This window comes from Streptomyces nymphaeiformis (genome assembly GCF_014203895.1).
GTDB lineage: Bacteria > Actinomycetota > Actinomycetes > Streptomycetales > Streptomycetaceae > Streptomyces > Streptomyces nymphaeiformis.
Map to the genome: position 1 here is coordinate 939,480 of NZ_JACHJY010000001.1, position 26,399 is coordinate 965,878.

Below are 26,399 nucleotides of genomic sequence, written 5' to 3' on the forward strand. Positions count from 1 at the left end.
TGGGGTAGTTTCCACTGTTCGGCAGGACACCACCCAACGGGTAGCGTGAACTGTCATTACCGCCTTCCCGCAGGAGCGCCCCGCCGTGCGTATCGCAGTCACCGGCTCCATCGCCACCGACCACCTCATGACCTTCCCCGGCCGGTTCGCCGACCAGCTCGTGGCCGACCAGCTCCACACGGTGTCCCTCTCCTTCCTCGTGGACAACCTGGACGTGCGCCGGGGAGGTGTCGCCCCCAACATCTGCTTCGGCATGGGGCAGCTCGGCGGCAGCCCGATCCTGGTCGGCGCGGCCGGCTACGACTTCGACGAGTACCGCGCCTGGCTCGACCGCCACGGCGTCGACACGGCCTCCGTGCGGATCTCCGAGGTCCTGCACACCGCCCGCTTCGTCTGCACCACCGACGCCGACCACAACCAGATCGGCTCCTTCTACACCGGCGCGATGAGCGAGGCCCGGCTGATCGAGCTCAAGGCCGTCGCCGACCGCGTGGGCGGGCTCGACCTGGTCCTCATCGGCGCCGACGACCCCGAGGCGATGCTCCGTCACACGGAGGAGTGCCGGACCCGGTCCATCCCCTTCGCCGCCGACTTCTCCCAGCAGATCGCCCGCATGGACGGCGAGGAGATCCGCACGCTGCTCGACGGCGCCATGTACCTCTTCTCGAACGAGTACGAGAAGGGCCTCATCGAGTCCAAGACCGGCTGGACCGAGGAGGAGATCCTCTCCCGCGTCGGCCACCGCATCACCACCCTCGGCTCGCGCGGCGTCCGCATCGAGCGGGTCGGCGAGACGCCCATCGAGGTCGGCTGCGCCGAGGAGACCGCCAAGGTCGACCCCACCGGCGTCGGCGACGCCTTCCGCGCGGGCTTCCTCACGGGCCTGTCCTGGGGCGTCGGCCTGGAGCGGGCGGCGCAGGTCGGCTGCATGCTGGCGACGCTGGTCATCGAGACGCTGGGCACGCAGGAGTACGCGCTGCGGCGGGCGCACTTCATGGAGCGCTTCACGAAGGCGTACGGCGAGGAAGCGGCCACGGAGATCCACCCCCACCTGTCCTGACCCCACGGGGCCCACGCTTTCGCCGCGTGGGCCCCCGACGGGCGGCGGGGTGCTACGACACCCGGCGGACGACGTACGCCGTGCCGCCGCCCGGCCGCGGCGACTCGCCCACGTACTCCTGGCCCCGCATCTCGCACCACGCCGGGATGTCGAGCCGCGCCGCCTCGTCGTCCGAGAGGACCGTCACCGTCCCGCCCACCGGCACCTCGCCGATCACCTTCGCGAGTTCGATCACCGGGATCGGGCACCGCTTGCCCAGGGAGTCCACGACGAGGGAGCCCGAGGGTGCCGGCGCGGACGGCGCGGAGACCGGGGCGCCCAGTCGCTCCCGTACCCCCGCCACCACCCCCGGCAGCACCGCGAGGAAGCGGTCCACGTCCTCCTCCGACGTCCCCGCCGGCAGCGACACCCGGACGTTCCCCTCGCTCAGCACCCCCATCGCGCGCAGCACATGGCTGGGCGTCAGCGTCGAGCTCGTGCACGACGAACCGGACGAAACGGAGAAACCCTCCCGGTCCAGCTCGTGCAGCAGCGTCTCCCCGTCGACGTACAGACAGGAGAACGTGACGAGATGGGGGAGCCGGCGCACCGCGTCGCCCACCACCTCCACGTCCGGCACCAGCTGAGGCACCCGCGCCCGGATCCCGTCCACGAGCGCCCGCAGCCGCGCCCCCTCGGCCTCCGCCTCCGCCCGGACCGCCCGCAGCGAGGCCGCCGCCGCCACGATCGCCGGCAGGTTCTCGAAGCCCGGCGCCCGGCCCGACTCCCGTTCGTCGGAGGGGCCTTGAGGTGCGAACCTGACCCCCTTCCGCACGGCGAGCAGCCCGACGCCCGCCGGCCCGCCCCACTTGTGCGCGCTCGCCGTGAGGAGCGACCAGCCGCCCGCCACCGGGCCCCAGCCCAGCGACTGCGCCGCGTCCACGAGCAGCGGCACCTCCGCGGCCCGGCAGGCCTCGGCGACCTCGGCCACCGGCTGCTCGGTCCCCACCTCGTGGTTGGCCGACTGGAGGCACGCCAGGGCCGTGCCGGGGACGAGGGCCGCCGCGAAGGCGTCCGCGTCCACGGCCCCCGACCGGTCCACCGGCACCTCGGTCACCGTGCCGCCCGCCGCCGCGTGCGTCTCGCCCGCGTGCAGGACGGAGGAGTGTTCGACCGCGGAGACGACGAGCCGGTCTCCGACGCGCCGACGCCCCGCGAGCGCGCCGGAGATCCCCGCGTGAACCGCGCGCGTCCCCGAAGGAGTGAACACGAGCTCGTCCGGCCGGCACCCCACGGCCTCCGCGGCGGCCTCCCGGGCCGCGTCGAGCAGCAGCCGGGCCCGCCGCCCCTCCCGGTACAGCCGGGCCGGGTCGGCCCAGCCCTCGTCGAGGGAGGCGAGCAGCGCCTGACGGGCGACGGGGTGCAGCGGAGCGGCGGACGCGGCGTCGAAGTACGGCATCCGCCCACGGTAGGCCCTGAGACGGGACGCCCCCGGCAGGCCCTGGGCGAGCGTCCCTCGTCGGCACGGGGGCCGGGCGCCCCCTCGTCGGCTCGGGAGCGAACGCCCACCGGAGCGGCAGCGTCCTCTGCGGCGGGGTGGCGACCGGAGCGCCCGCACCCCCTGACCCCCCGTCCACCCGGAGGCCCCCGCCCCCCATGACCCCCCGTCACAACCCCGCCCCACCACGCCGTCAGCCCCCCGAACGGGCCTCCCCGGCGCCCCTCCGGAGGGGCGGAGTCCACCCCTTCGGGGGCTCGGACGGCGCGTTGGGCACCCTCCCCGCGCGACCCCAAATAGCGTCCAGTAGGGTTTGGTCCGCATAAACATCCAAACCCCTGCCCGCGGCCGGGGCGGCGACCGACCAGCGAGACGGACGGCCGTGGCCGACCACTGCGGGCCGAGACTCTCGGGAAGGCGCTACGTGAGTCCCAACGGCTCCGACCGCTCGTCGCGGCGCCCGATGCGGCGGAAGCTGCCGCAGGTGCTGACTGCGGGCCTGATCCTGGCGACAGCCACGGGCTGCTCGTACAACTGGGAAGACTTCCCCCGCCTTGGCATGCCCACCCCCGTCACGGAAGAGGCGCCTCGGATCCTCTCCCTGTGGCAGGGCTCCTGGGCCGCAGCCCTGATCACGGGCATCCTGGTGTGGGGCCTGATCCTCTGGGCCACCATCTTCCACCGGCGCAGCCGGACCAAGGTCGAGGTACCTCCGCAGACCCGTTACAACATGCCCATCGAGGCGCTGTACACGGTCACCCCGCTCATCATCGTCTCGGTGCTCTTCTACTTCACCGCACGCGACGAGTCGAAGCTCCTCGAGCTCACCCCGAAGCCGCCCCACACGGTCAACGTGGTCGGCTACCAGTGGAGCTGGGGCTTCAACTACATCGAGAACGTGCCCGGTGTGCAGGGCGACGCCAAGACGGACAAGAACCTCGCCTCGCTCCCGGACAAGTTCCTCGCGGACTTCCCGGAGAACGCGGGCGGTGTCTACGACGCCGGCATCCCCGGCGACCGGAACCCGCAGACCGGCAACCCGGGCCCGACCCTGTGGCTGCCGAAGGGTGAGAAGGTCAGGTTCGTCCTGTCCTCCCGTGACGTCATCCACTCCTTCTGGGTGGTCCCCTTCCTCATGAAGCAGGACGTCATTCCGGGTCACACCAACGCCTTCGAGGTCATCCCGACGCAGGAAGGCACCTTCCTCGGGAAGTGCGCCGAGCTGTGCGGTGTCGACCACTCCCGGATGCTCTTCAACGTCAAGGTGGTCTCCCCGGAGCGCTACCAGGCGCACCTGAAGGAGCTGGCCGAGAAGGGGCAGACCGGCTACATCCCGTCTGGCATCGAGCAGACGGACCCGGCCAGGAATGCGGAGAAGCACCAACTGTGAGCATCCACGACGAAACCCAGGCCTCCGCAGCTGAGGACTCGTACGAGAACGAGCTGCCCGTCAGGCGCAAGCAGCCCGGCAACGTGGTCATCAAGTGGCTGACCACGACGGACCACAAGACGATCGGTACGCTCTACCTCGTCACGTCGTTCGTCTTCTTCTGCATCGGCGGACTCATGGCGCTCTTCATGCGCGCCGAGCTGGCCCGTCCGGGTACGCAGATCATGTCGAACGAGCAGTTCAACCAGGCGTTCACGATGCACGGCACGATCATGCTGCTGATGTTCGCGACGCCGCTGTTCGCCGGATTCGCCAACTGGATCATGCCGCTGCAGATCGGCGCGCCCGACGTGGCGTTCCCGCGGCTGAACATGTTCGCGTACTGGCTGTACCTCTTCGGCTCGATCATCGCGGTGGCCGGCTTCCTCACCCCGCAGGGTGCGGCCGACTTCGGCTGGTTCGCCTACTCCCCGCTGTCGGACGCCGTCCGCTCGCCGGGTGTCGGCGCCGACATGTGGATCATGGGTCTGGCCTTCTCCGGCTTCGGCACGATCCTCGGTTCGGTCAACTTCATCACCACGATCATCTGCATGCGCGCTCCGGGCATGACGATGTTCCGCATGCCGATCTTCGTCTGGAACGTGCTGCTGACCGGTGTCCTGGTCCTGCTCGCCTTCCCGGTCCTGGCGGCCGCGCTGTTCGCCCTGGAGGCGGACCGCAAGTTCGGTGCCCACGTCTTCGACGCGGCGAACGGCGGAGCGCTGCTCTGGCAGCACCTCTTCTGGTTCTTCGGACACCCAGAGGTGTACATCATCGCCCTGCCGTTCTTCGGCATCATCTCCGAGGTCATCCCGGTCTTCAGCCGCAAGCCGATGTTCGGCTACATCGGTCTGGTGGCCGCGACCATCGCGATCGCCGGTCTGTCCGTGACCGTGTGGGCACACCACATGTACGTCACCGGTGGCGTGCTCCTCCCGTTCTTCTCCTTCATGACGTTCCTCATCGCCGTTCCGACCGGCGTGAAGTTCTTCAACTGGATCGGAACGATGTGGAAGGGCTCACTGTCCTTCGAGACCCCGATGCTCTGGGCCGTCGGCTTCCTGATCACCTTCACCTTCGGTGGTCTGACCGGCGTCATCCTGGCCTCGCCCCCGATGGACTTCCACGTCTCCGACTCGTACTTCGTCGTGGCGCACTTCCACTACGTCATCTTCGGCACCGTCGTCTTCGCGATGTTCTCCGGCTTCCACTTCTGGTGGCCGAAGTTCACCGGCAAGATGCTCGACGAGCGCCTCGGCAAGATCACGTTCTGGACGCTGTTCGTGGGCTTCCACGGCACGTTCCTGGTGCAGCACTGGCTCGGTGCCGAGGGCATGCCGCGTCGTTACGCGGACTACCTGAACGCCGACGGCTTCACCACGCTGAACACGATCTCGACGATCTCGTCCTTCCTGCTCGGTCTGTCGATCCTGCCGTTCTTCTACAACGTCTGGAAGACCGCCAAGTACGGCAAGAAGATCGAGGTCGACGACCCGTGGGGCTACGGCCGTTCGCTCGAGTGGGCGACGTCCTGCCCGCCGCCGCGGCACAACTTCCTCACCCTGCCGCGGATCCGTTCGGAATCCCCGGCGTTCGACCTGCACCACCCTGAGATCGCCGCTCTCGACCAGCTCGAGAACAAGCCGCACGAGGCTGCGGCCCTCACGGGCAGCAAGGAGGCCGGCAAGTGAAGATCCAGGGCAAGATGTTCATCTGGCTGAGCGTCTTCATCCTTGCCATGGCGATCGTGTACGGCGTCTGGAGCAAGGAGCCGGTCGGTACGACGGCGCTCTTCCTGGCCTTCGGCCTGTCCATCATGATCGGCTACTACCTGGCCTTCACGGCCAAGCGTGTCGACGCGATGGCGCAGGACGACAAGGAGGCCGACGTCGCGGACGAGGCCGGCGAGGTGGGCTTCTTCGCCCCGCACAGCTGGCAGCCGCTCTCGCTGGCCGTCGGTGGCGCGCTCGCCTTCCTCGGCGTCGCGATGGGCTGGTGGATCCTGTACTTCTCCGCCCCGCTGATCCTCGTCGGCCTGTTCGGCTGGGTCTTCGAGTTCTACCGCGGCGAGAACCAGAACCAGTAGCGGTACCCCGCTCCGCACCGGAGCACACAGAGGGGCCCGGACACTTCGTCACCGAAGTGTCCGGGCCCCTCTTTTGCAGCACTCGGCGCGCCGGTCGCGAGGAACGTATCTAGCGTGAAGTCATGAACGACACGCCGCGCATTCGGACTGTTCTGAGCTGCACTCTTCTGGCTGTCACCGTCACCGCGGGAGCCACCTCCTGCGCAGGCTCCGACAGCCACCCGCTGTCGGAGAAGGCCTACGACGCGGCGGACCAGCTCGCGGTCAACGCCCCCGCCGACGGCGCCAAGGCGGACCCGGAGAAGCCCCTGGAGATCACCGCCAAGGACGACGACGCCCGGATCACCGACGTCACCGCCATCGACGCCTCCGGCCACCACCTGGCCGGCGAACTCACCGCGGACGGGCAGCGCTGGCGCTCCACGGCCTCCCTGGCGGCCGGCGCCCGCTACACGGTCCACGTGGCCACCGAGGACGAGGACGGCGCTCCAGGCACCCGTACGTTCACTTTCGAGACGGCTCCGGCCAAACGGGCCCTGACCGTGACCTTCGGGCCGGAGGCGGGCACGTACGGCGTCGGACAGCCCATCACGGCGGAGCTCAGCCTCCCCGTCAAGGACCGGTCCTCGCGCGCGATCGTCGAACGGGCCCTCAAGGTCCGCTCCACGCCCGCCGTCGAGGGCTCCTGGTACTGGGTGGACGACAAGCACCTGCACTTCCGTCCGGAGGAGTACTGGCCGGCCGGGGCGCTCGTCACGGTCACCGGCAACCTGGACGGCCTCAAGGTCGGCGACAAGCTCTACGGAGGGGCCTCCAAGGCGCTGAAGCTGAAGATCGGCGACCGGATCGAGGCCGTCACGGACGCCGAGACGCACCAGATGACCGTGAAGCGCAACGGAGAAGTGATCAACACCATTCCGGTGACCACCGGCAAGCCCGGCTTCTCCACCCGCAACGGCATCAAGGTGGTGCTCGGCAAGGAGTACTACGTCCGGATGCGGGGCACCAGCATCGGCATCGCGGAGGGCAGCTCCGACTCGTACGACCTGCCCGTGTACTACGCCACCCGGGTCACCTGGAGCGGCGAGTACGTGCACGCGGCGCCCTGGTCCGTGGGCTCGCAGGGCGTGGAGAACGTCAGCCACGGCTGTGTCGGCATGTCGACGGAGAACGCGGCCTGGTTCTACGAGACCGTCCGCCCCGGGGACGTCGTCCGCGTCGTCAACAGCATCGGCGACACGATGGACACCTTCGGCAACGGCTTCGGCGACTGGAACATGGAGTGGAACAAGTGGCGCCGGGGCAGCGCCCTGGTGGAGGCCGCCGACAACCCGGCGACCACCACCGAGAAGGCCAACCTGAGGCCCTCGATCTGACTAACGCGGGCGCCCGCTCACGCGTCGAGCGACAGGCGCGAGCGCAGCAGGGCCGCCAGGGACGCCGCGAACTCGACCGGTTCCACCGGAAGGGTGACCGCGGCGTCCGCGCGGCTCCAGGTGGCCAGCCAGGCGTCCTGCGGGCGCCCGATCAGCAGCAGCACCGGCGGGCAGTGGAAGACCTCGTCCTTGATCTGCCGGCAGACCCCCATGCCTCCGGCGGGCACCGCCTCGCCGTCGAGCACGCACACGTCGATCCCGCCCTCGTCGAGGCGCTTGAGCACGGCCGGCAGCGTCGCGCACTCCACGAACTCGACCGGGGGAACGTCGGTCGCGGGCCTGCGTCCGGCCGCGAGCCGCACCTGCGCGCGGGTGTTCGCGTCGTCGCTGTAGACCAGGACCGTGGCACTCGACTGCATCGTTCCTCCGTGGGGAAGTCCGTGGGAAGGTCGTCGATCGATGCGCCGGATGCTACTCCGCTCCACACCCCGTCAACACCCGTTCAACACCTGTTCGAACGGTGCTCGGGGGCCCCGGCACTGGGCCGTTCGGGCTGGACACGCCCCCCTGACACTCCGAACGGCACCCCCCGGAGTGAGGGCGGGATAAGCGACCGACATAATGTCGGTCGTGGCGACAGTAACGACAGTAGAAACAGGGCACGCGCACCCGTCGGTCAATCGACCGAACCTCACCAGCGTCGGAACCATCATCTGGTTGAGTTCCGAGCTGATGTTCTTCGCGGCCCTCTTCGCGATGTACTTCACCCTGCGATCGGTGACGGGTCCCGAGTTCTGGGCGGAACAGGCCTCGGCCTTGAACTTCCCCTTCTCGGCGACCAACACCACCGTCCTGGTGCTCTCCTCCCTCACCTGCCAGCTCGGCGTCTTCGCCGCCGAGCGGGGCGATGTGAAGAAGCTCCGGACGTGGTTCATCATCACGTTCGTGATGGGTGCGATCTTCATCGGCGGCCAGGTCTTCGAGTACACCGAGCTGGTCAAGAAGGACGGCCTCTCGCTGTCCTCCAGCCCGTACGGCTCGGTGTTCTACCTGACCACCGGCTTCCACGGCCTGCACGTGACGGGCGGTCTCATCGCCTTCCTGCTGGTCCTCGGCCGGACGTACGCCGCCAAGAGGTTCACCCACGAGCAGGCAACCGCCGCCATCGTCGTGTCCTACTACTGGCACTTCGTCGATGTCGTCTGGATCGGCCTCTTCGCCACGATCTACATGATCAAGTAATCGGCTCCGCCTCCACGGCGGACCGAGACATCCAGCAAGCATCGACGCAGAAGATCCTGACACCGGGGTAATCCGTGAAAAAGCTCTCCGCACGACGACGCCATCCGCTGGCGGCGGTCGTCGTCCTACTTCTCGCGCTGGCGGCCACTGGGGGGCTGTACGCCGCGTTCGCGCCCGCGGGCACGGCGAAGGCCGATGAAACCGCCCAGTCCCTCGCCATCGAGGAGGGCAAGAAGCTCTACTCCGTCGGCTGCGCCAGCTGCCACGGAACCGGCGGTCAGGGCACCTCTGACGGCCCCTCCCTGGTCGGCGTGGGCTCGGCCGCAGTGGACTTCCAGGTCGGCACGGGCCGTATGCCGGCCCAGCAGCCCGGCGCCCAGGTCCCGAAGAAGCCGACCATCTACACGCAGGCTGAGATCGACCAGCTCGCGGCGTACGTGGCCTCCCTCGGTGCCGGCCCGATCAAGCCGACCGAGGGCCAGTACAGCCCTGACGGTGCCGACATCGCCAAGGGTGGCGAGCTGTTCCGCACCAACTGTGCCCAGTGCCACAACTTCACCGGTGAGGGTGGCGCGCTGACCTACGGCAAGTACGCCCCGTCCCTTGAGGACGTGGACCCGAAGCACCTCTACGAGGCCATGCAGACCGGCCCGCAGAACATGCCGTCCTTCCCCGACACGACGATGCCGGAGAAGGAGAAGAAGGACATCATCGCGTACGTCCAGGCCGTCAACAGCGACAAGTCCGAGAGCCCGGGCGGTTTCAAGCTCGGTGGCCTCGGCCCCGTCAGCGAGGGCCTGTTCGGCTGGGTCTTCGGCCTGGGCGCGCTGATCGCAGTTGCCATCTGGGTCGCGGCCCACACCGCTAAGGCCAAGAAGTCATGAGTAGCCAAGAGATTCCAGAAGAGACCCTGCCGGCAGGGCAGGACACCGCGCACGGCGCGGTGAAGGTCGCCGACGACCCGTTCGCCGACCCGGGCCTCCCGCCCCACAAGCCCCGCATCCAGGACATCGACGAGCGGGCCGCCCGCCGGTCCGAGCGTGCGGTCGCCTTCATGTTCACGCTGTCGATGCTGGCCACCGTCGGCTTCATCGCCTCGTACGTGATCTTCCCGGTCGACAAGATCGTGTTCATCTGGCCCTTCGGCCACGTGTCCGCGCTCAACTTCGCCCTGGGCCTGACCCTCGGTGCCGCCCTCTTCTTCATCGGCGCGGGCGCGGTCCACTGGGCCCGCACCCTGATGTCCGACGTCGAGGTCGCCGACGAGCGTCACCCGATGCAGGCGACGCCCGAGGTCAAGGCGAAGGTCATGGCGGACTTCGCGGCCGGTGCCGCGGAGTCGGGCATGGGCCGCCGCAAGCTCATCCGCAACACGATGTTCGGCGCGCTGGCGCTCGTGCCGCTCTCCGGCATCGTGCTGCTGCGTGACATGGGCCCGCTGCCCGAGAAGAAGCTCCGGTCCACGCTGTGGGCCAAGGGCCTCCAGCTCATCAACATGAACACGAACGAGCCGCTGCGTCCCGAGGACGTCGCGGTCGGTTCGCTGACCTTCGCGATGCCCGAGGGCCTCTCGGAGCACGACGAGCACTTCCAGACCGAGATCGCCAAGGCCGCCCTGATGATCGTCCGGATCCAGCCGGAGGACATCAAGGACAAGCGCGAGCTCGAGTGGTCCCACGAGGGCATCGTCGCGTTCTCGAAGATCTGCACCCACGTGGGCTGCCCGATCTCCCTGTACGAGCAGCAGACGCACCACGTGCTCTGCCCGTGCCACCAGTCCACCTTCGACCTCTCCGACGGCGCCCGCGTCATCTTCGGCCCGGCCGGTCACCGCCTTCCGCAGCTGCGGATCGGCGTGAACGACAAGGGCTTCCTCGAGGCGCTCGGCGACTTCGACGAGCCCGTCGGTCCTGCCTTCTGGGAGCGCGGATGAGCACCGTGACCGAAACGAAGAAAGCACCCGCCGGCGAGCGGGTCGCGGACTGGGCCGACGGCCGCCTGGGGATCTACACGCTGGCCAAGGCCAACATGCGGAAGATCTTCCCGGACCACTGGTCCTTCATGCTGGGCGAGGTCTGCCTCTACAGCTTCCTCATCATCATCCTGACGGGCGTCTACCTGACGATGTTCTTCCACCCGTCGATGAACGAGGTGGAGTACGTCGGACCGTACGTCCCGCTCCAGGGACAGCTGATGTCCGAGGCGTTCAACTCGACCATGCACATCTCCTTCGAGGTGCGCGGTGGTCTGCTGATCCGGCAGATCCACCACTGGGCGGCGCTGATCTTCCTCGCCGGCATGTTCGTGCACATGATGCGCGTGTTCTTCACCGGCGCGTTCCGCAAGCCGCGTGAGATCAACTGGCTGTTCGGCTTCCTGCTGTTCTTCCTGGGCATGTTCACCGGCTTCACCGGTTACTCGCTCCCGGACGACCTGCTCTCCGGCACCGGTGTCCGCTTCATGCAGGGCGCGATCCTGTCCGTGCCGGTCCTCGGCACGTACCTCTCGATGTTCCTGTTCGGCGGCGAGTTCCCCGGCGGCGACTTCGTCGCCCGGTTCTACTCGGCGCACGTGCTGCTGCTCCCCGGCATCATGCTGGGCCTCGTGGTCGCCCACCTCATCCTGGTGTTCGTCCACAAGCACACGCACTTCGCCGGCCCCGGCCGGACGAACAACAACGTCGTCGGCATGCCGCTGCTGCCCGTGTACATGGCGAAGGCCGGAGGCTTCTTCTTCCTGGTCTTCGGTGTCATCGCGGTCATCGCGGCGATCGCCTCGATCAACCCGATCTGGGCCATCGGCCCGTACCGCCCGGACCAGGTGTCCACCGGCGCCCAGCCCGACTGGTACATGGGCTTCGCCGAGGGTCTGATCCGTGTCATGCCGGGCTGGGAGATCAACCTGTGGGGCCACACGCTGGTCCTCGGCGTGATGATCCCGCTGGCGATCTTCCCAGCGGTCCTCGCGGCCATCGCGGTCTACCCGTTCATCGAGTCCTGGATCACCGGCGACAAGCGCGAGCACCACATCGCGCAGCGCCCGCGCAACGCTCCGACGCGCACCGCCTTCGGCGTCGCCTGGATCACCGCGTACATGATCATGCTCGTGGGTGGTGGAAACGACCTCTGGGCGACGCACTTCCACCTGTCGCTGAACTCGATCACCTGGTTCGTGCGGATCTTCTTCTTCGCCGGTCCGGTCATCGCGTTCATCGCCACCAAGCGGATCTGCCTCGGCCTCCAGCGCCGCGACAAGGACAAGGTGCTGCACGGCCGCGAGTCGGGCATCATCAAGCGCCTGCCGCACGGTGAGTTCGTCGAGGTCCACCAGCCGCTCAGCCAGGGCGAGCTGCACCGCCTCACGGCGCACGAGCAGTACGACGCCGCCGAGCTTCCGCCGGCCGTCGACGAGAACGGCGTCGAGCGCAAGATCGGCCGCATGGAGAAGCTCCGGGTCAAGCTCAACAAGGGCTACTACGGCGACGACAGCCAGATCGCCAAGCCCACGGTCGAGGAGTACAAGGAGATCCAGAGCGGCCACGGCCACCACTGATCACCCTGAACACCTGACCATGTAGGTGTCGCCACGGCGAGAGCCCCGTCCATTCGATGGACGGGGCTCTTTGCCGTCCCCGGAGGTCGATAGGGTGGGTGTGTATCCGTCACGTGATCATCAGGAGCTGCCATGAGCGCTGCGACCCCCGCTGGAGGACCTACCACGGCGGGCCGCTCCTGGCCCGTCCTGCTGAACGGCCTCCTCGACGGCAACGACCTGTCCGCCGACGACACCGCCTGGGCGATGGACCTGATCATGAGCGGCGAGGCGACCGACGCCCAGATCGCCGGGTTCATGGTGGCGCTGCGCGCCAAGGGCGAGACCGTCCAGGAGATCACCGGCCTCGTCCGGACCATGTACGCGCACGCCAACACGATCGAGGTGCCGGGACCGGCCGTCGACATCGTCGGCACCGGCGGCGACGGCGCCAAGACCGTCAACATCTCCACGATGGCGTCGATCGTCGTCGCCGGCACGGGCACCAAGGTCGTCAAGCACGGCAACCGCGCCGCGTCCTCCGCCTCCGGCTCCTCCGACGTCCTGGAGAAGCTCGGCATCAACCTGAACCTCACCCCGCGGCGGGTCGCCGAGGTCGCCGAGGAAGCCGGCATCACCATCTGCTTCGCGGTCAAGTTCCACCCCTCGCTGCGGCACGTCGCCGCCGCCCGCGGCCAGCTCGGCATCCGGACCACCTTCAACGTCCTCGGCCCGCTGACCAACCCGGCCAAGGTGAAGGCCCAGGCCGTCGGCGTCGCCGACCCGCGCATGGCGCCCATCGTCGCCGGCGTCCTCGCCGAGCGCGGCAACTCCGCCCTGGTCTTCCGCGGCGACGACGGACTCGACGAGCTGACGACCACCGGGACCTCCCGGGTCTGGGTGGTCAAGGACGGCGCCGTCACCGAGGAGCGCTTCGACCCGCGGGACGTCGGCATCGAGCTCGTCCCCCTGGAGGCCCTGCGCGGCGCCGACGCCTCGTACAACGCCGACGTGGCCCGCCGGCTGCTCGCGGGGGAGACCGGTCCGGTACGGGACGCGGTGCTGCTCAACGCGGCGGCGGCGCTCACCGCCCTGGAGCCCGGCACGGGCACCCTGGCGGAGCAGCTGAGCGTCGGCATCGCGAAGGCGGCCGAGTCGATCGACTCCGGCGCGGCCCACCGCTCCCTGGAGCGGTGGATCGCCGCCAGCAACGCCTGAGGTCGTATGAACGGAGCATGGCGACCCCGTCCCGGATGCCGGGACGGGGTTGCGGCGTAGAGATCGTCTGGCATAGGTTCTGGAACAGGTCATGAGTGACAGCTGCAAGGCCCCGGCCGGCTGTCCGGCAACCCTCCGTCCGTGGCGGGGTGCCCCGGGTGAAGACCAGGCCGTACGAGCAGAAGCCTGCGGCAAGCGCGGACCCCTGCGCCACACCCTGGGGTCCTTGGTCCTCTAGGGAGCGTTGTCTCGTGAGCAAGCGAATGCGTTAGGGCCCTTTCGGCCCCTCTTCCCCTCATCACCCCGTAGTGCGGCGCAGCCCTTCGCGCGCTGCTGCCCCGCGGGCCCTTTCACGCCTTTTCGCGCCCTTTTTATGCCGGGAGATACCGCCATGTCCGCACGCCCGAACACCGCCACCGCCGCTGTCGCCACCGTCGCCGCCGAGTCCGCGGACCCCTGCTGCGCCGCCCCGCTCCCGGTCCTCGGCCGGGACGTGACCGTCCCGCTCGTCACCGGCGGCGAGGTGACCTACGCGGCGCTCGACTACGCGGCCAGCGCGCCGGCCCTCCAGCGGGTCTGGGACGACGTCGCCGCGTACGCCCCCTACTACGGCAGCGTCCACCGTGGCGCCGGGTACCTCTCCCAGCTCTCCACCGACCTCTTCGAGAACAGCCGCGCCACCGTCGCCGAGTTCCTCGACTGCCGCCCCGGCGACCAGGTCGTCTTCACCCGCTCCACCACCGACTCGCTCAACCTGCTCGCCGCCACCGTCCCGGCCGACTGCGAGGTCTTCGTCTTCGAGACCGAGCACCACGCCTCGCTGCTGCCCTGGCGCGACGCCCGCGTGACCTACCTCAACGCGCCGCGCACCCCGGCCCAGGCCGTCGAGACCCTGGAGCGCGCCCTCGCCGACCGCGACCCCTACGGTCCGGCGCTGGTCTGCGTCACCGGCGCCTCCAACGTCACCGGCGAGCTGTGGCCGGTGAAGGAGCTGGCCGCCGCCGCGCACGCGCACGGCGCCCGGATCGTGCTCGACGCCGCCCAGCTCGCGCCCCACCACCCCGTCTCCGTACAGGAGTTGGACGTGGACTGGGTCGCCTTCTCCGGGCACAAGCTGTACGCGCCCTTCGGCTCCGGCGTGCTCGCCGGCCGCGCCGACTGGCTGCAGGATTCCGAGCCCTACCTCGCGGGCGGTGGAGCGTCCCGCAAGGTAGCCCGTCGGGCCGACGGTGGTGTGGACGTGGAGTGGCACACCACCGCGGCCCGGCACGAAGCCGGTTCGCCGAACGTCATCGGCGTCTACTCGATCGCCTCCGCCTGCAAGGCGCTCACCGAGGCCGGCTTCGACTCCCTCGTCGCCCGCGAGCGGCACCTGATCGCGAAGGTCCGCGAGGGCCTGGCCGAGGTGCCCGAGGTCCGCGTCCTCTCGCTCTTCGGCGACGACGCGCCCCGCGTGGGCGTCATCTCCTTCGTCGTGGAGGGCTGGAACAGCTCCCACTTCGCCGCCGCGCTCTCCGCCGAGTACGGCATCGGCGTCCGCGACGGCCTCTTCTGCGCCCACCCGCTGGTCCGCACCCTGCTCGGCAGCGACCCGCAGGACCCGGGCGAGTGCGGCGCGCCCGAGGCGAACCCGGGGGAGCGGTCTCTGAACGCCATCCGGGTGAGCTTCGGCGCCGGTACGCCGGACGAGCACGTGGAGCGGTTCGTCGGCGCCGTGAAGGAGCTCGTCCGGGACGGCGCGCAGTGGAAGTACCGCACCGAGGACGGCCGCTGCGTCCCGGACCGCGGCTGATCGCTCACTCGTACGGGTGAAGGGGGCCTCCCGACCGGGAGGCCCCCTTCCGTCCTGCCGCGTGCGCGGTGTCAGGACTCCAGGCCGATGGCGAAGGCCGCCTCCAGGTCGTGCTGGGAGTACGTGCGGAAGGCGACGTGGGTGTCCGTGGCCTCGACGCCGGGGATCTTGCTGATGCGGCCGGGGATGACGTCCGCCAGGTCGTCGTGGCGCGGCACCCGGACCATGGCGATCAGGTCGTACGTACCGGTGACCGAGAAGACCTCGCTGACGCTGTCGAGCGCGGCGATCGACTCGGCGATCTCGGGGATGCGGTCCACGCTGGTCTTGATGAGCACGATCGCGGTGATCACGGCTGGCTTTCTCCCTCGGTCGCCGCGGCTTGGGCTTTCACTCTATCCCCACCGCGGAAGCGCCCCCAGGCGTAGAGGAAGCCGACGGAGAAGCCCACGACATGGGCCAGATAGGCGACGCCGGGCCCCGCGCCCGCCGCCCGCGCGGCCGTCCACTGCAGCGTGAACCAGAAGATCAGCACGATCCAGGCGGGGAAGCGCAGCGGCAGGAAGAACAGGAAGGGGAAGAGGCTGGTGACCCGGGAGCGCGGGAAGAGGAAGAGGAAGGCCCCGAGCACCGCGGAGATCGCCCCGGAGGCCCCGACCAGGGTCTGGTCGCTGTCCGCGTGCGCCAGCGCGTACCCGGACAGGGCGACGTAGCCGGTCCCCAGGTAGAAGAGGCAGAACTCGACCGGCCCCATGCGCTCCTCGGCCATCGCCCCGAAGACGTAGAGGAAGAGCATGTTGCCCAGGAGGTGGAGCCAGCTGCCGTGGACGAAGAGCGCGGTCAGCGGGGTGAGCAGGGCGCGCGGCTCGCCGCCCGTCAGCTCGTCGGGGACGACGCCCCAGCGGCGGAAGTAGGCGCCCTGGGCGGCCAGGAGCTCGTCGCCCGTGCCGTACACCGGGTTGAGTCCGGCGACCGGACCGATCACGAAGAGCAGGCAGCACGCGGCGATCAGTCCGTACGTCACCGTGGGTCCGCTGCGGGCGCCCCGCCAGGCACCGAGGACCGCGCCTCGCCAATCGATCATGGACAGATGATGGCGTACCGGGGCCCATGGGGACAGAGTGCCTCGCCGTGCCCCGCTCTCCCCGGGAGGCCTTAGGGTTACGGGCAAAACCGACCGCAGTTCGACGGCGCACCGCGGCTCCCGCACCCTGGTACCACGCAACAGGAAGAAGGACGGACCGATGACGACGGTTCCCCTGCCGACCGACGAGACCCGCTGGCGCTGCACGCTCTGCGGCAACCTGACCCGCTTCGACGTGACCCGCTCCTCGAAGGTCGTGGAGTACGTCCATCTGGACCTGGCCGGCGACCCGACGGTCGAGGAGCGACAGGTGGTCAGTGAGACCATCGAGTCGGTCCGCTGCCGCTGGTGCAACGCGGTGGACCAGATCGAACTGGTGGACAGGCCGGGCGCCGCCTCCTGAGGGACGGCGCGGACGACATAGGGGTGACGGATCGTGGAGCAGCCCGCGCACGGTGGTGAGCCGGCCGGCGCGGCAGGTGACGCTGCCGAGGCGCTCGACCACCCATTGCCGGAAGGCGTACGGCGACGGGTCGTCGCGCTGGTCGCGGACGCCTTCGGCGGGCTCACCGTCGCGGAGCTGCCCGCGTCCCTGCGGCAGTACGCCCGCTTCACCGCGAGCCGGCGGGCCAAGTTCGCCGGCAACGCGATGGCCGCGGCGCTCGACACCGACGCCCTCTTCCGGCAGCGGATCGGCGAGCGGTTCAAGCAGAGCCAGCCCGAGCTGGCCGGAGCCGTGGAGACCGGCACCCCGCCCGCGGCCGCCGACCCCGTCGACGTGGCGGCGGCCGCCTATGTGCTGCGCCCGCCCGGCTGGGTCAAGCTCGTCGCCGCCGCCGGCGAGGAGGCCGAGCGGGCCGACGCCGAGCGGGCCGACGAGGCCGGCCGGCGCGAGCTGGAGCGGCTGCGCGAGGAGCTCGCCGCCGCCAAGGACCGCTCCCGGGGCGAGACCGAGCAGCTCCGGCACGACCTGGACGCCGCCCGCAAGGAAGCGGAATCGCTTCACCGCAAGCTGCGCAGCGCCCAGAGCGACGTCAAGCGCGGCGAGGCCGCGCTGCGCAAGGTCCAGGGCGAGATCGAGGCCGCGCGGGCCGAGTCGGCGGCGCAGGTGTCGGCCGCCGAGAGCGAGACGCGGCGGCTCAAGGCCCGGCTCGGCGAGGTCGAGGCGGCCCTGGAGGCCAGCCGCAGGACCGCCCGCGAGGGCCGCTCGGTGGAGGACATGCGGCTGCGGCTGCTGCTCGACACGGTCCTCGACGCGGCCCAGGGGCTGCGCCGCGAACTCGCGCTGCCGCCCGTCTCGGTGCACCCGGCGGACACCGTGGACGCGGTGGAGCCGGGGCGGATGTCCCCGAAGGACATCGCGGCGCGGGCGCTCTCCGAGACCGATCCGGCGCTGCTCGACCAGCTGCTCGCGCTGCCGCAGGCGCATCTGGTCGTCGACGGCTACAACGTCACCAAGACCGGCTATCCGACGATGCCGCTGGAGAAGCAGCGGCTGCGGCTGCTCGGCAGTCTCTCGGCGCTCGCGGCCCGTTCCGGCGCCGAGGTCACCTGTGTCTTCGACGGGGCGGAGCTGGCGGCCCCGGTGCTGCTCGCGCCGCCGCGCGGGGTGCGGGTGCTGTTCTCCAAGCCCGGTGTCACGGCGGACGAGTTGATCCGGCAGCTGGTCCGGGCGGAGCCGCCGGGGCGGCCGGTCGTGGTGGTCTCCACCGACCGGGAGGTGGCCGACGGCGTCGCGAAGGCGGGGGCGCGGCCGGTGACGTCCGCCTTGTTGCTGAAGCGGCTTTCGCGCCTCTCGTGACACATCGCAAGTCCTGGGCGCTATGCCCGAATTCTGGATGGCGCACGGTCAAGTGCCCATCACTGGCCGTGTGATGTATGTAAATAAAGTGGTGCGTGAGCGAGAATTTTGCCAGCGGGATTTGAACTGATCACAACTTGGTCACTAGGGTCGGGCTTCGAACCTTCGCGCGGTTGATCACCCATCCGGGGTGGCGGCGGAGGAACCGCCTGCCCCTGACCGGTTGGGCGGCTCGAGGAAGAAGGAGCTCGCCTTCGTGGCGTCCCACCGTCGACCCAAGCAGCCGAGCCGTACCCGTGTGACCGTGCTCACCGCGGCAGCGGCCGCAGCCGTCGCCCTCTCCGCCCAGTCCGGAGCGCAGGCGGCCCCCGCGAAGCCGAAGATCGACGAGGTCAAGTCGAAGGTCGACAAGCTCAACGAAGAGGCCGAGGTGGCCACCGAGCAGTACAACCTCGCCGAGGAGCGACGGGGCAAGCTGCAGAAGGAGATCAGCCAGCTCCAGGACAAGGTGGCCCGCGGCCAGGAGGAGCTCAACACCCTCCGCGACCAGATCGGTTCGGTCGCCAGCGCCCAGTACCGCTCCGGCGGCATCGACCCGGCGCTCCAGCTCTTCCTCTCCGCCGACCCGGACACCTACCTCGACAAGGCGTCCGCGATCGACCAGCTGAGCTCCCAGCAGGCCGACGTGCTCACCTCGATCCAGGCCAAGCAGCGCACGCTCGCCCAGGAGCGGGCCGAGGCCACCGCGAAGCTGGCCGACCTCGACGACGTCCGCAAGACCCTCGGCGAGAAGAAGAAGAAGTTCCAGGGCAAGCTGGCCGAGGCCCGGAAGCTCCTCAACACCCTCACCGCCGAAGAGCGCGCCAAGATGCAGCAGCAGGAGCAGCGCGCCAGCCGCGCCGCCGGCGACCGCGTCGACCTGGGCAACGAGGTCCCGGCCTCGCAGCGCGGCGCCGCCGCCCTCGCCGCCGCCGCCACCCAGATCGGCAAGCCGTACGCCTCCGGCATGGAGGGCCCCAACTCGTACGACTGCTCGGGTCTGACCATGTGGGCCTACGGTCAGGCCGGCGTCGGCCTCACCCGCACCACCTACACCCAGCAGAACGACGGCGTGAAGATCGGCCGCAGCCAGCTGAAGCCGGGCGACCTGGTCTTCTTCAACAACCTGGCGCACGTGGGCCTGTACGCGGGCAACAACACCGTTCTGCACGCCCCTCACTCGGGTGCCTACGTCCGCTACGAGTCCATGAACACCATTGGCTCGTTCATGTTCGGCGTCCGTATCTGACGCACGCCGAAACGCCGCGCCATGCCGCCCGAACGGGTGGTTCGCGGCGACGCACGCTGACCTGACGCCCCGCCGGTGACCTGTGTTCTCCGGCGGGGCGTCACTTTGTGTGCCCGGCGCCTTCGTTGGACGAGGGCTGATCAGCGGCTACTGTCTGCCGCGCCAGTCAGCGTCGAGCCGAACGGAGCGCGATTCGTGGCGTCCCACCGCCGACCCGTCAGGGTCACCGTCCTCACCGCCGCGGCCGCGGCCACCGCGGCGGCGTCCCTCGGGGCCGTCCCCGCGAGCGCCGACCCCGGGGCCACGCCCGCGGCCACGCGCGCCGCGGTCGACCGCCTCTTCGAGGAGGCCGAGAAGGCGACCGAGGGCTACAACCGGGCGGACGAGAAGGCGGACGCGCTGCGCCGGACGGTCTCCCAGGCGCAGGACGCCCTCGCCCGCGGCCAGGAGCGGGTCAACCGCATGCGGGGCGCGCTCGGATCGGTCGCCGGGGCCCAGTACCGCTCCGGCGGCATCGACCCCGCCCTCGCCCTGCTGCTCTCCTCCGACCCCGACACCTACCTGGACCGGGCCTCCGCCCTGGACCGGGTCACCGCACGCCAGAGCGCCGCGCTCGGCGAACTCCGCCGCGAGCTGCGCCGGCTGGGCCAGCAGCGCAGCGAGGCCCGCACGGCCCTCGCCGAACTGGAGCAGAGCCGGGCCGAGGTCGCCCGCCACAAGCGGGCCGTCGAGCGGAAGCTGGCCGAGGCCCGCCGGGTGCTCGCCTCCCTCACCGTCGAGCAGCGCGCCGACTACGACCGCGTCTCCCGCACCGGCGAGCGCGCCGGGGGGCCCGACGGCGCGACCGCCGAGGCGCTGCCGCCGCTCGGCGACCTCGGCCCCTCGCGGGCCGCCGCCGCGGTGCTCGCCGCCCGCAGCGCGATCGGCAGGCCGTACGTGTGGGGGGCGACCGGCCCCTCCGCCTTCGACTGCTCGGGCCTGATGGTCTGGTCGTACCGCAAGGCCGGGATCAGCCTGCCGCGCACCTCCTCGGCGCAGCGGTACGCGGGCCGGCAGGTGCCGCTCTCGCAGGCGCAGCCCGGCGACCTCGTCACGTACCGCGGCGACGCCAGCCATGTGGCGATCTACGCCGGGAACGGCCAGGTCATCCACGCCCCGTACCCGGGCGCGCGGGTCCGCTACGACCCGGTGAACATGATGTCCCACGTGACGGTGACCCGGGTCTGAGGTCCCCTATCCGGGGCGCCCCGTACGATCGGGTGCGTGCGGGTTCGGCGGAGCGGAGCGGTGCGCGGCGCGGCGGCGGGGCTGCTCGCCGCGGTGCTGACCCTCGCCGGATGCGCGGCCCCCGCGCCGGAGCGGCCGGCGACCGGGGAGATCCAGGGACTGCTCGACCGGCACGCGCGGGCGCTGCTCGACCGCGACGAGGCCGGATACCTCGCGGGCCTCGACCCCGCGCTCGCACCGGCCGCGCGCACCGAGTTCGACCGGCTCGCGAAGATCCCGCTGGGCGGCTGGCACTACCGGGTCACCGACGTCGACCGGACCGGCGAGGGGCGGGCCACCGCGAGGGCCGAGCTCGGCTACCGGATCAAGGGCTACGACTCCGGGCCCGCCACGACCGAGCGGGTCCTCGACCTCACCGAGCGGGACGGCCGCTGGTACGTCACCGGCGACCGCGCCGCCGAGGGCGCCCCGCAGCAGCTGTGGCAGCAGGGCGAGGTCACGGCGGTGACCGGCCGGCGCAGCCTCGTCCTCGGCGTGGGGCAGAGCGCGGCGCGGCTGCGGGAGGTGGCGACGGCGGCGGACCGGGCGGTGCCCGCGGTCGGGGACGCCTGGCACGGGAACTGGGCGGGCCGGGTCGTGGTCCTCGTACCCGCGTCGATCGAGGCGATGGGCCGGCTCCTCGGCGGTCCCGCCGCCTCCTACCGCGGCATCGCGGCCGTCACGACCGGCCGGGCGGGCGGCGGGCCGACCGCGCCCGCGGACCGGGTGATCGTGAACCCCGACGCGTACGCGGTGCTCGGATCCTTCGGCCGGCAGCTGGTCCTCACCCACGAGACCACCCACGTCGCGACCCGCGTCCAGACGACCGGGGCCACCCCGGTCTGGCTCTCCGAGGGCTTCGCCGACTGGGTCGCCTACCGGGGGACCGAGCGCACCGCCGCCCAGGCCGCCCCCGAGCTGCGCCGCGCGGTGCGGGCGGGCGACCTCCCGGCGGAGCTCCCCGACGACCGGGCCTTCGCCTTCGGCGGCGACGCGGAGGCGCTGGCCAGGGCCTACGAGGGCGGATGGCTGGCCTGCGAGCTGATCGCGAACCGCTGGGGCGAGGCGAAGCTGTCCGCCTTCTACCAGGCGGTCGGCGCGCACCCGGCCCGGGACGGCGCGGTGGAGAAGGCGCTCCGGGACGTCCTGGACACCACGCCGGAGCAGTTCACCGCGGACTGGCGTGCATACCTGACCGAGCGGCTCGGCTAGCTCTCCAGGACGGCGAGGGTCTCGGCGAGCCAGGCCTTCTCCTCGGTGCCCGTCGCGCGGGCGATCCGGAGCATGCCCTGGCGGAAGAGGTCGGGCTCGCGCTCGGCGCGGACCGGGGTCCCGTCCTCGTAGAAGAAGCTGGCCGGGGTGTTCAGGAACTCCTGGCGGCGGCGGAGGACGGCCGCCTGGTCCGCCCGGTCGGGGAGGTGGCCCAGGAAGGCGAGCAGGGTGAAGAAGCGCTGGCCGTCGGTGATCTCCGCGTCCTTGGGGGTGCGCAGCCGGGCGAGGAGCTCCCGGCGGCCCTCGGAGGTGAGGGAGAGCGTCCGGCGCGGGGCCGCGCTCGCGCCCGGCTCCGTACGGCTGTCGACCAGGCCGTTCTTCACCAGGCGGGTGATGGCGGGGTAGAGGGCGCCGTCGCTGACCGGGCGGACGTGGCCGCTCAGGCCCTGGATGCGCTCCTTCAGCTCGTAGCCGTGCAGCGGCCTCTCGTACAGGAAGCCCAGGATCGACAGCTCCAGCACCGGGCACCTCTCCTTCGCGCTCGTCGGGACCACTTGTCGGGGAACGGCTTCTCATGCTACCTCTTTTCGAGGTGCCTCTATTCGAGGTACATCGGAAAGAGGGGGTCCCTTCGCATGTCCTCGCCGTCGTCGCCGTCCACGCACCGCCGCACGCTCGTCCGGCTCGCCCGCCCGGTCTACTTCGAACTCCTCGCCGGAGTCGCCGCCGGCATCATCAACATGGTCTGGGTCGCCCGCCTCGGCGGGGACGCCGTCGCCGCCGTCGCCCTCGCCGGCAACGTCGAGAACCTGCTCCTCGGCGTCGTCCTCATGGCCGGCTCCGGCACCACCGTCCTCGTCGCCCGCGCCAGAGGCGCCGACGACCCCGGCGCCGTCCGCTCCGCCGTCCGCGGCGGCACCGCCCTCTGCGCCCTGCTCGTCCCGCCCGTCGCCCTCGGCGGATACCTGCTCCGCGAGCCGCTCGCCGCCCTCCTGCTCGGCGGTTCGGACCACCCCGCACACGCCCTGGCCGGCGCCTACTTCGCGATCTCGCTCCCCGGCACCGCCGTCTTCTTCGCCACGAACGTCCTCGACGGGATCCTCAAGGGCGCCGGCGACACCCGCACCCCCATGCGGCTCGCCTTCCTCGCCAACGGCCTGATCCTGGTCCTCGACCCGCTGCTCATCCACGCGTACGGGGTGCCGGGCGCCGCCCTCGCCACCGTCACCGGCCGGACCGTCGCCCTCGCCGCCGGGCTCGTCGCCCTGCGCCGCGACCCGCTCCTCAAGGCCGCGCGGGCCGCCCGCGCCGCCCTGCCCACGGCGGCCTCCCTGCGCCGCACCGCCGCCACCGGACTGCCCATGTCCGTCGACTTCGCGGTCCGGATGGCCGGAGCCCTCGCCCTCGTCTCCGTCGTCGCCCGGCTCGGCGTCACCGAGATCGCCGCCTACGGCATCGCCACCAAGGCCATGTACGTGGCGACCATGGCCTTCTACGCCGTCCGGCAGGCCGCCTCGATCCACAGCGCCCACCTCCTCGGGGCGGGCCTGGACGAGCGCAGGGCCGTCGGCCGGCAGGCCCTCGTCCTCGCCGGGGTCCTCGGCGCGAGCGCGGCCGCACTGCTGTTCCTGGGCGCCGGACCCGTCATGCGGGCCTTCGGCGCCGAGCCCGAGGTGGCGGCCGCGGGCGCGCTCTTCCTGCGCTGCCTCGGCCCGTACCTGCTGCTCATGGCCGGGTACATCGCGCTCGCCGGCGTCTTCGAGGGCACCGGGGCGAGCCCGTACCTCGCCCGGATCACCGTCACGGGCGTCCTGGTCCAGCTCCCGCTCGCGTACGCCCTCTCACGCCTCGGCCTCGGCGGGATCTGCCTGGCCATGGCCCTCGCCATGGCGGCCCAGTGCGCGGCGCTCGGCCTGCTGCACCGCCGTACGGTCACGGCCCCCCGGGAGTCTCAGCGGGTGCCGGACAGGGCCTTCTCGCGCTCCGGCTGAGTCGCCTGCGCGGGGATCCTCGCGCCCTCGGCGAGACGCGGTTCCGTCACCGTGTGGCGCCACAGGATCCGGCAGGCGATGACGGTGGCGGCCACCAGCAGACCGTTCCGGGTGAACAGCACCGCCACGCCCAGCGGATCGCTCCGCGTCACGTGCGAGAACCACACCGGGAACTCGAACTGCGTCACCGCCGTCGCCCACAGCACCAGGTGCGCGGGCAGCCGCATCCGGCTCGACCGGTAGGCGAGGCACACCGCCGCCAGGCCGACCAGCCACAGCATGTACTGGGGGGAGAGCACCCGGCTCGTCGTCGTGAACAGCAGCACCGCCACGAAGGCCGCGTCCGCCACCGTCGACGAGCCGAAGTGGCGCGCCCGGATCCGCCACACGAGCAGCCAGCCGAACGCGGCGATCGTGAGGACGAGGGCGGCCGCCGAGACCGTGGACACGTGCGGCCCGAGGAACTCGATCGAGCCGTAGTTCATCCGCGCCTCGCCGTCCCAGCCGAAGTGCCGGACGACGTGGAAGACCATCGAGCCCAGCGACTCGACCTCCGTGCCCCGGTCGCGCTGGAACCCGAGGAAGGCCAGCGCCCCCGGCATCCACATCACGCAGAACGCGAGCACCGCCGCCGCCGCGCCCACCGCCGTCGACCAGGAGCGGAGGGTCGCCCGCCCCTTCGGGCTGCCCGCGAGCAGCAGCACCGGCCACACCTTCAGGACCGCGCCGAAACCGGCGAGCGCGCCGAGGACGCGCGGGCTCCGCCCCGCCGCGAGCAGCCCCGCCACCGCGACGGCGGTCACCATCACGTCGTACCGGGCGTACGCCGTCGGGCCGAGCAGCGGAACGGCGGCGAGCCAGAACCAGGCACCCCGGAACGAGCGGCCGGAACGGCGGCCCGTGTGCAGGAGCAGCCCGAAGACGAGCGCGTCGCAGAGGAACGCGAGGAGGAAGAAGGCGCTCGCGTAGCCGAGGAACGGCAGCAGCCCCGGGGCGAGGATGGCGAACGCGGCGGCCGGCGGGTACTGCCAGGTGACGTCGTCCAGCGGGTACGTGCCCGTCCGCAGGACCTCGTACCAGCCCTGGTAGATGTTCGAGACGTCGAAGGTGACGTCCGGTCCGGGGATCACCACGATCTTGAAGACGACGAGCAGCAGGATGGCCCGGGACAGACCCCAGAGGCCGAGCGGAAGCCGCAGACCCGTGCGTGACCCGTTCCCCGCCGCACCCGTCGTCACTGTCGCGTCCTTGTCCTGTCGGCCCGCGGTGGCGGGGGCAGTCGGTCGTGGTCCTGCCGGCCCGCGGTGGCGGGGCAGGTGTGTTGCCGGGTGGTGCAGGCGATCGCGTACTGTCGGCCACGATGCACAAGACCCTGATCGTAACCAACGACTTCCCGCCCCGTCCCGGCGGAATCCAGGCCTTCCTGCACAACATGGCCCTCCGCCTGGACCCCGACCGGATCGTGGTCTACGCCTCCACGTGGAAGCGCAGCCGCGAGGGGATCGAGGCGACGGCCGCGTTCGACGCCGAACAGCCTTTCACGGTCGTACGGGATCGCACCACCATGCTGCTGCCGACTCCTCGGGTCACCGCCCGCGCCACCGCGCTCCTGCGCGAGCACGGCTGCGAGTCCGTGTGGTTCGGCGCGGCCGCCCCGCTCGGTCTGATGGCCCCCGCGCTCCGCAGGGCCGGCGCGCGCCGACTCGTCGCCACCACCCACGGGCACGAGGCCGGCTGGGCCCAGCTCCCCGCCGCCCGGCAACTGCTGCGCCGCATCGGCGAGGGCACCGACACGATCACCTACCTCGGCGAGTACACCCGCTCCCGGATCGCGACCGCCCTCACCCCGGCCGCCGCCGGCCGCATGGTCCAGCTCCCGCCCGGCGTCGACGAGAAGACCTTCCACCCCGACTCGGGCGGCGACGAGGTCCGCGCCCGCCTCGGGCTCAGCGACCGCCCGGTCGTCGTCTGCGTCTCCCGGCTCGTCCCCCGCAAGGGCCAGGACACCCTGATCAGGGCCATGCCCGAGATCCTCCGCCGGGTACCGGACGCCGTCCTCCTGATCGTCGGCGGCGGACCGTACGAGAAGGACCTGCACCGCCTCGCGGCCGAGACCGGCGTGGCCGGATCCGTGCGCTTCACCGGCGCCGTCCCCTGGTCCGAGCTGCCCGCCCACTACGGGGCCGGCGACGTCTTCGCCATGCCCTGCCGCACCCGGCGCGGCGGCCTCGACGTCGAGGGCCTCGGCATCGTCTACCTGGAGGCCTCCGCGACCGGCCTGCCCGTCGTCGCCGGCGACTCCGGCGGCGCCCCCGACGCCGTCCTCGACGGCGAGACCGGCTGGGTCGTCCGCGGCGAGTCCGCCGAGGAGACCGCCGACCGCGTCGCCACCCTCCTCCTCGACCCCGAGCTCCGCGCCCGCATGGGCGAGCGGGGCAGGGCCTGGGTGGAGGACCGCTGGCGCTGGGACCTGCTCGCGGAGCGGCTGCGCGAGCTGCTGTAGGACGCAGCTGCTGGAGGACGTACGGGAAGGGCCCGGGGCGATG

At 71.2% G+C, this 26,399-nt stretch carries 24 protein-coding genes and 1 riboswitch; of the genes, 18 read left to right on the top strand and 6 right to left on the bottom strand.

Features of this window, described 5'->3' with window-relative positions; all coding sequences use genetic code 11:
- Positions 1–85: 85 nt before the first annotated feature.
- Positions 86–1,060, top strand: a complete 975-nt coding sequence (locus GGE06_RS04195; RefSeq protein WP_116161405.1) for a carbohydrate kinase family protein — start codon at positions 86–88, stop codon at positions 1,058–1,060.
- Between the two features lie 52 nt (positions 1,061–1,112).
- Here the strand turns inward: GGE06_RS04195 and GGE06_RS04200 are convergent, their stop codons facing one another.
- A complete protein-coding gene (locus tag GGE06_RS04200; protein WP_116161406.1) occupies positions 1,113–2,498 on the bottom strand; it encodes a cysteine desulfurase/sulfurtransferase TusA family protein in 1,386 nt (461 codons plus the stop codon).
- Positions 2,499–2,961: 463 nt separating this feature from the next.
- Between GGE06_RS04200 and ctaC the strand changes: the two genes are divergently transcribed.
- The 4 genes from ctaC (at position 2,962) to GGE06_RS04220 (ending at position 7,428) form a co-directional block, all read left to right on the top strand.
- Positions 2,962–3,927, top strand: coding sequence for an aa3-type cytochrome oxidase subunit II (ctaC, locus tag GGE06_RS04205; RefSeq protein ID WP_116161407.1), 966 nt, complete (start codon positions 2,962–2,964; stop codon positions 3,925–3,927).
- Positions 3,924–5,657, top strand: a complete 1,734-nt coding sequence (gene ctaD / locus GGE06_RS04210) for an aa3-type cytochrome oxidase subunit I (RefSeq protein WP_116161408.1) — start codon at positions 3,924–3,926, stop codon at positions 5,655–5,657. The genes ctaC and ctaD overlap by 4 nt, the downstream gene beginning before the upstream one ends.
- Positions 5,654–6,052, top strand: coding sequence for a cytochrome c oxidase subunit 4 (locus GGE06_RS04215; RefSeq protein ID WP_116161409.1), 399 nt, complete (start codon positions 5,654–5,656; stop codon positions 6,050–6,052). Before ctaD ends, GGE06_RS04215 begins: the two co-directional genes overlap by 4 nt.
- Before the next feature lie 122 nt (positions 6,053–6,174).
- Positions 6,175–7,428, top strand: coding sequence for a L,D-transpeptidase (locus GGE06_RS04220; protein ID WP_184930041.1), 1,254 nt, complete (start codon positions 6,175–6,177; stop codon positions 7,426–7,428).
- 17 nt (positions 7,429–7,445) lie between these two features.
- Here the strand turns inward: GGE06_RS04220 and GGE06_RS04225 are convergent, their stop codons facing one another.
- On the bottom strand, positions 7,446–7,847 hold the full coding sequence (locus tag GGE06_RS04225; protein ID WP_116161411.1) for a response regulator transcription factor: 402 nt from the start codon (positions 7,845–7,847) through the stop codon (positions 7,446–7,448).
- A 202-nt stretch (positions 7,848–8,049) separates the two neighbouring features.
- Between GGE06_RS04225 and ctaE the strand changes: the two genes are divergently transcribed.
- The 6 genes from ctaE to GGE06_RS04255 all read left to right on the top strand — a co-directional run bounded on the left by ctaE (position 8,050) and on the right by GGE06_RS04255 (position 15,211).
- The gene (gene ctaE / locus GGE06_RS04230) at positions 8,050–8,670 is read left to right on the top strand and encodes an aa3-type cytochrome oxidase subunit III (RefSeq protein WP_116161412.1); all 621 of its coding nucleotides are present in this window, start codon (positions 8,050–8,052) and stop codon (positions 8,668–8,670) included.
- Positions 8,671–8,744: 74 nt separating this feature from the next.
- Positions 8,745–9,554 carry a cytochrome bc1 complex diheme cytochrome c subunit gene (qcrC, locus tag GGE06_RS04235; RefSeq protein ID WP_184930042.1) on the top strand — a complete coding sequence of 270 codons (810 nt, stop codon included), beginning with the start codon at positions 8,745–8,747 and terminating at the stop codon, positions 9,552–9,554.
- Entirely contained in the window at positions 9,551–10,603 is a 1,053-nt protein-coding gene (gene qcrA / locus GGE06_RS04240; RefSeq protein WP_116161414.1) for a cytochrome bc1 complex Rieske iron-sulfur subunit, read from the top strand. Before qcrC ends, qcrA begins: the two co-directional genes overlap by 4 nt.
- Positions 10,600–12,222, top strand: coding sequence for a cytochrome bc1 complex cytochrome b subunit (gene qcrB / locus GGE06_RS04245; protein WP_116161415.1), 1,623 nt, complete (start codon positions 10,600–10,602; stop codon positions 12,220–12,222). Before qcrA ends, qcrB begins: the two co-directional genes overlap by 4 nt.
- A 132-nt stretch (positions 12,223–12,354) precedes the next feature.
- Positions 12,355–13,419, top strand: a complete 1,065-nt coding sequence (gene trpD / locus GGE06_RS04250; RefSeq protein ID WP_116161416.1) for an anthranilate phosphoribosyltransferase — start codon at positions 12,355–12,357, stop codon at positions 13,417–13,419.
- Between the two features lie 87 nt (positions 13,420–13,506).
- Positions 13,507–13,623, top strand: a riboswitch (SAM riboswitch).
- Positions 13,624–13,810: 187 nt separating this feature from the next.
- A complete protein-coding gene (locus tag GGE06_RS04255) occupies positions 13,811–15,211 on the top strand; it encodes an aminotransferase class V-fold PLP-dependent enzyme (protein WP_116161417.1) in 1,401 nt (466 codons plus the stop codon).
- 71 nt (positions 15,212–15,282) lie between these two features.
- Here the strand turns inward: GGE06_RS04255 and GGE06_RS04260 are convergent, their stop codons facing one another.
- Positions 15,283–15,564, bottom strand: coding sequence for an Lrp/AsnC family transcriptional regulator (locus GGE06_RS04260; protein ID WP_017238849.1), 282 nt, complete (start codon positions 15,562–15,564; stop codon positions 15,283–15,285).
- Entirely contained in the window at positions 15,561–16,295 is a 735-nt protein-coding gene (locus GGE06_RS04265) for a rhomboid family intramembrane serine protease (RefSeq protein WP_116161418.1), read from the bottom strand. The genes GGE06_RS04260 and GGE06_RS04265 overlap by 4 nt, the downstream gene beginning before the upstream one ends.
- 160 nt (positions 16,296–16,455) lie before the next feature.
- Between GGE06_RS04265 and GGE06_RS04270 the strand changes: the two genes are divergently transcribed.
- The 5 genes from GGE06_RS04270 (at position 16,456) to GGE06_RS04290 (ending at position 21,862) form a co-directional block, all read left to right on the top strand.
- Positions 16,456–16,698, top strand: a complete 243-nt coding sequence (locus GGE06_RS04270) for a hypothetical protein (protein WP_055644001.1) — start codon at positions 16,456–16,458, stop codon at positions 16,696–16,698.
- A gap of 33 nt (positions 16,699–16,731) precedes the next feature.
- Complete coding sequence (locus GGE06_RS04275; RefSeq protein WP_184930043.1) at positions 16,732–18,096, top strand: NYN domain-containing protein; 1,365 nt, start codon at positions 16,732–16,734, stop codon at positions 18,094–18,096.
- A gap of 256 nt (positions 18,097–18,352) precedes the next feature.
- Positions 18,353–19,384 (top strand): C40 family peptidase, encoded by a 1,032-nt coding sequence (locus GGE06_RS04280; RefSeq protein WP_184930044.1) that lies wholly within the window; start codon positions 18,353–18,355, stop codon positions 19,382–19,384.
- Positions 19,385–19,579: 195 nt separating this feature from the next.
- On the top strand, positions 19,580–20,611 hold the full coding sequence (locus tag GGE06_RS04285; RefSeq protein ID WP_184930045.1) for a C40 family peptidase: 1,032 nt from the start codon (positions 19,580–19,582) through the stop codon (positions 20,609–20,611).
- Positions 20,612–20,647: 36 nt separating this feature from the next.
- Positions 20,648–21,862, top strand: coding sequence for a hypothetical protein (locus GGE06_RS04290; RefSeq protein ID WP_184930046.1), 1,215 nt, complete (start codon positions 20,648–20,650; stop codon positions 21,860–21,862).
- Here the strand turns inward: GGE06_RS04290 and GGE06_RS04295 are convergent.
- Positions 21,859–22,383 (bottom strand): PadR family transcriptional regulator, encoded by a 525-nt coding sequence (locus GGE06_RS04295; protein WP_184930047.1) that lies wholly within the window; start codon positions 22,381–22,383, stop codon positions 21,859–21,861. The genes GGE06_RS04290 and GGE06_RS04295 overlap by 4 nt on opposite strands.
- Positions 22,384–22,497: 114 nt before the next feature.
- Here GGE06_RS04295 and GGE06_RS04300 point away from each other — a divergent pair, with 114 nt between their 5' ends.
- The gene (locus GGE06_RS04300; protein WP_116161423.1) at positions 22,498–23,853 is read left to right on the top strand and encodes an MATE family efflux transporter; all 1,356 of its coding nucleotides are present in this window, start codon (positions 22,498–22,500) and stop codon (positions 23,851–23,853) included.
- Here GGE06_RS04300 and GGE06_RS04305 read toward each other — a convergent pair.
- The gene (locus GGE06_RS04305; RefSeq protein WP_116161424.1) at positions 23,814–25,091 is read right to left on the bottom strand and encodes a glycosyltransferase 87 family protein; all 1,278 of its coding nucleotides are present in this window, start codon (positions 25,089–25,091) and stop codon (positions 23,814–23,816) included. The two genes, GGE06_RS04300 and GGE06_RS04305, sit on opposite strands and share 40 nt — an antisense overlap.
- A gap of 122 nt (positions 25,092–25,213) precedes the next feature.
- Here GGE06_RS04305 and GGE06_RS04310 point away from each other — a divergent pair, with 122 nt between their 5' ends.
- Positions 25,214–26,356 (top strand): glycosyltransferase family 4 protein, encoded by a 1,143-nt coding sequence (locus tag GGE06_RS04310; RefSeq protein WP_184930048.1) that lies wholly within the window; start codon positions 25,214–25,216, stop codon positions 26,354–26,356.
- Positions 26,357–26,399 lie beyond the last annotated feature (43 nt).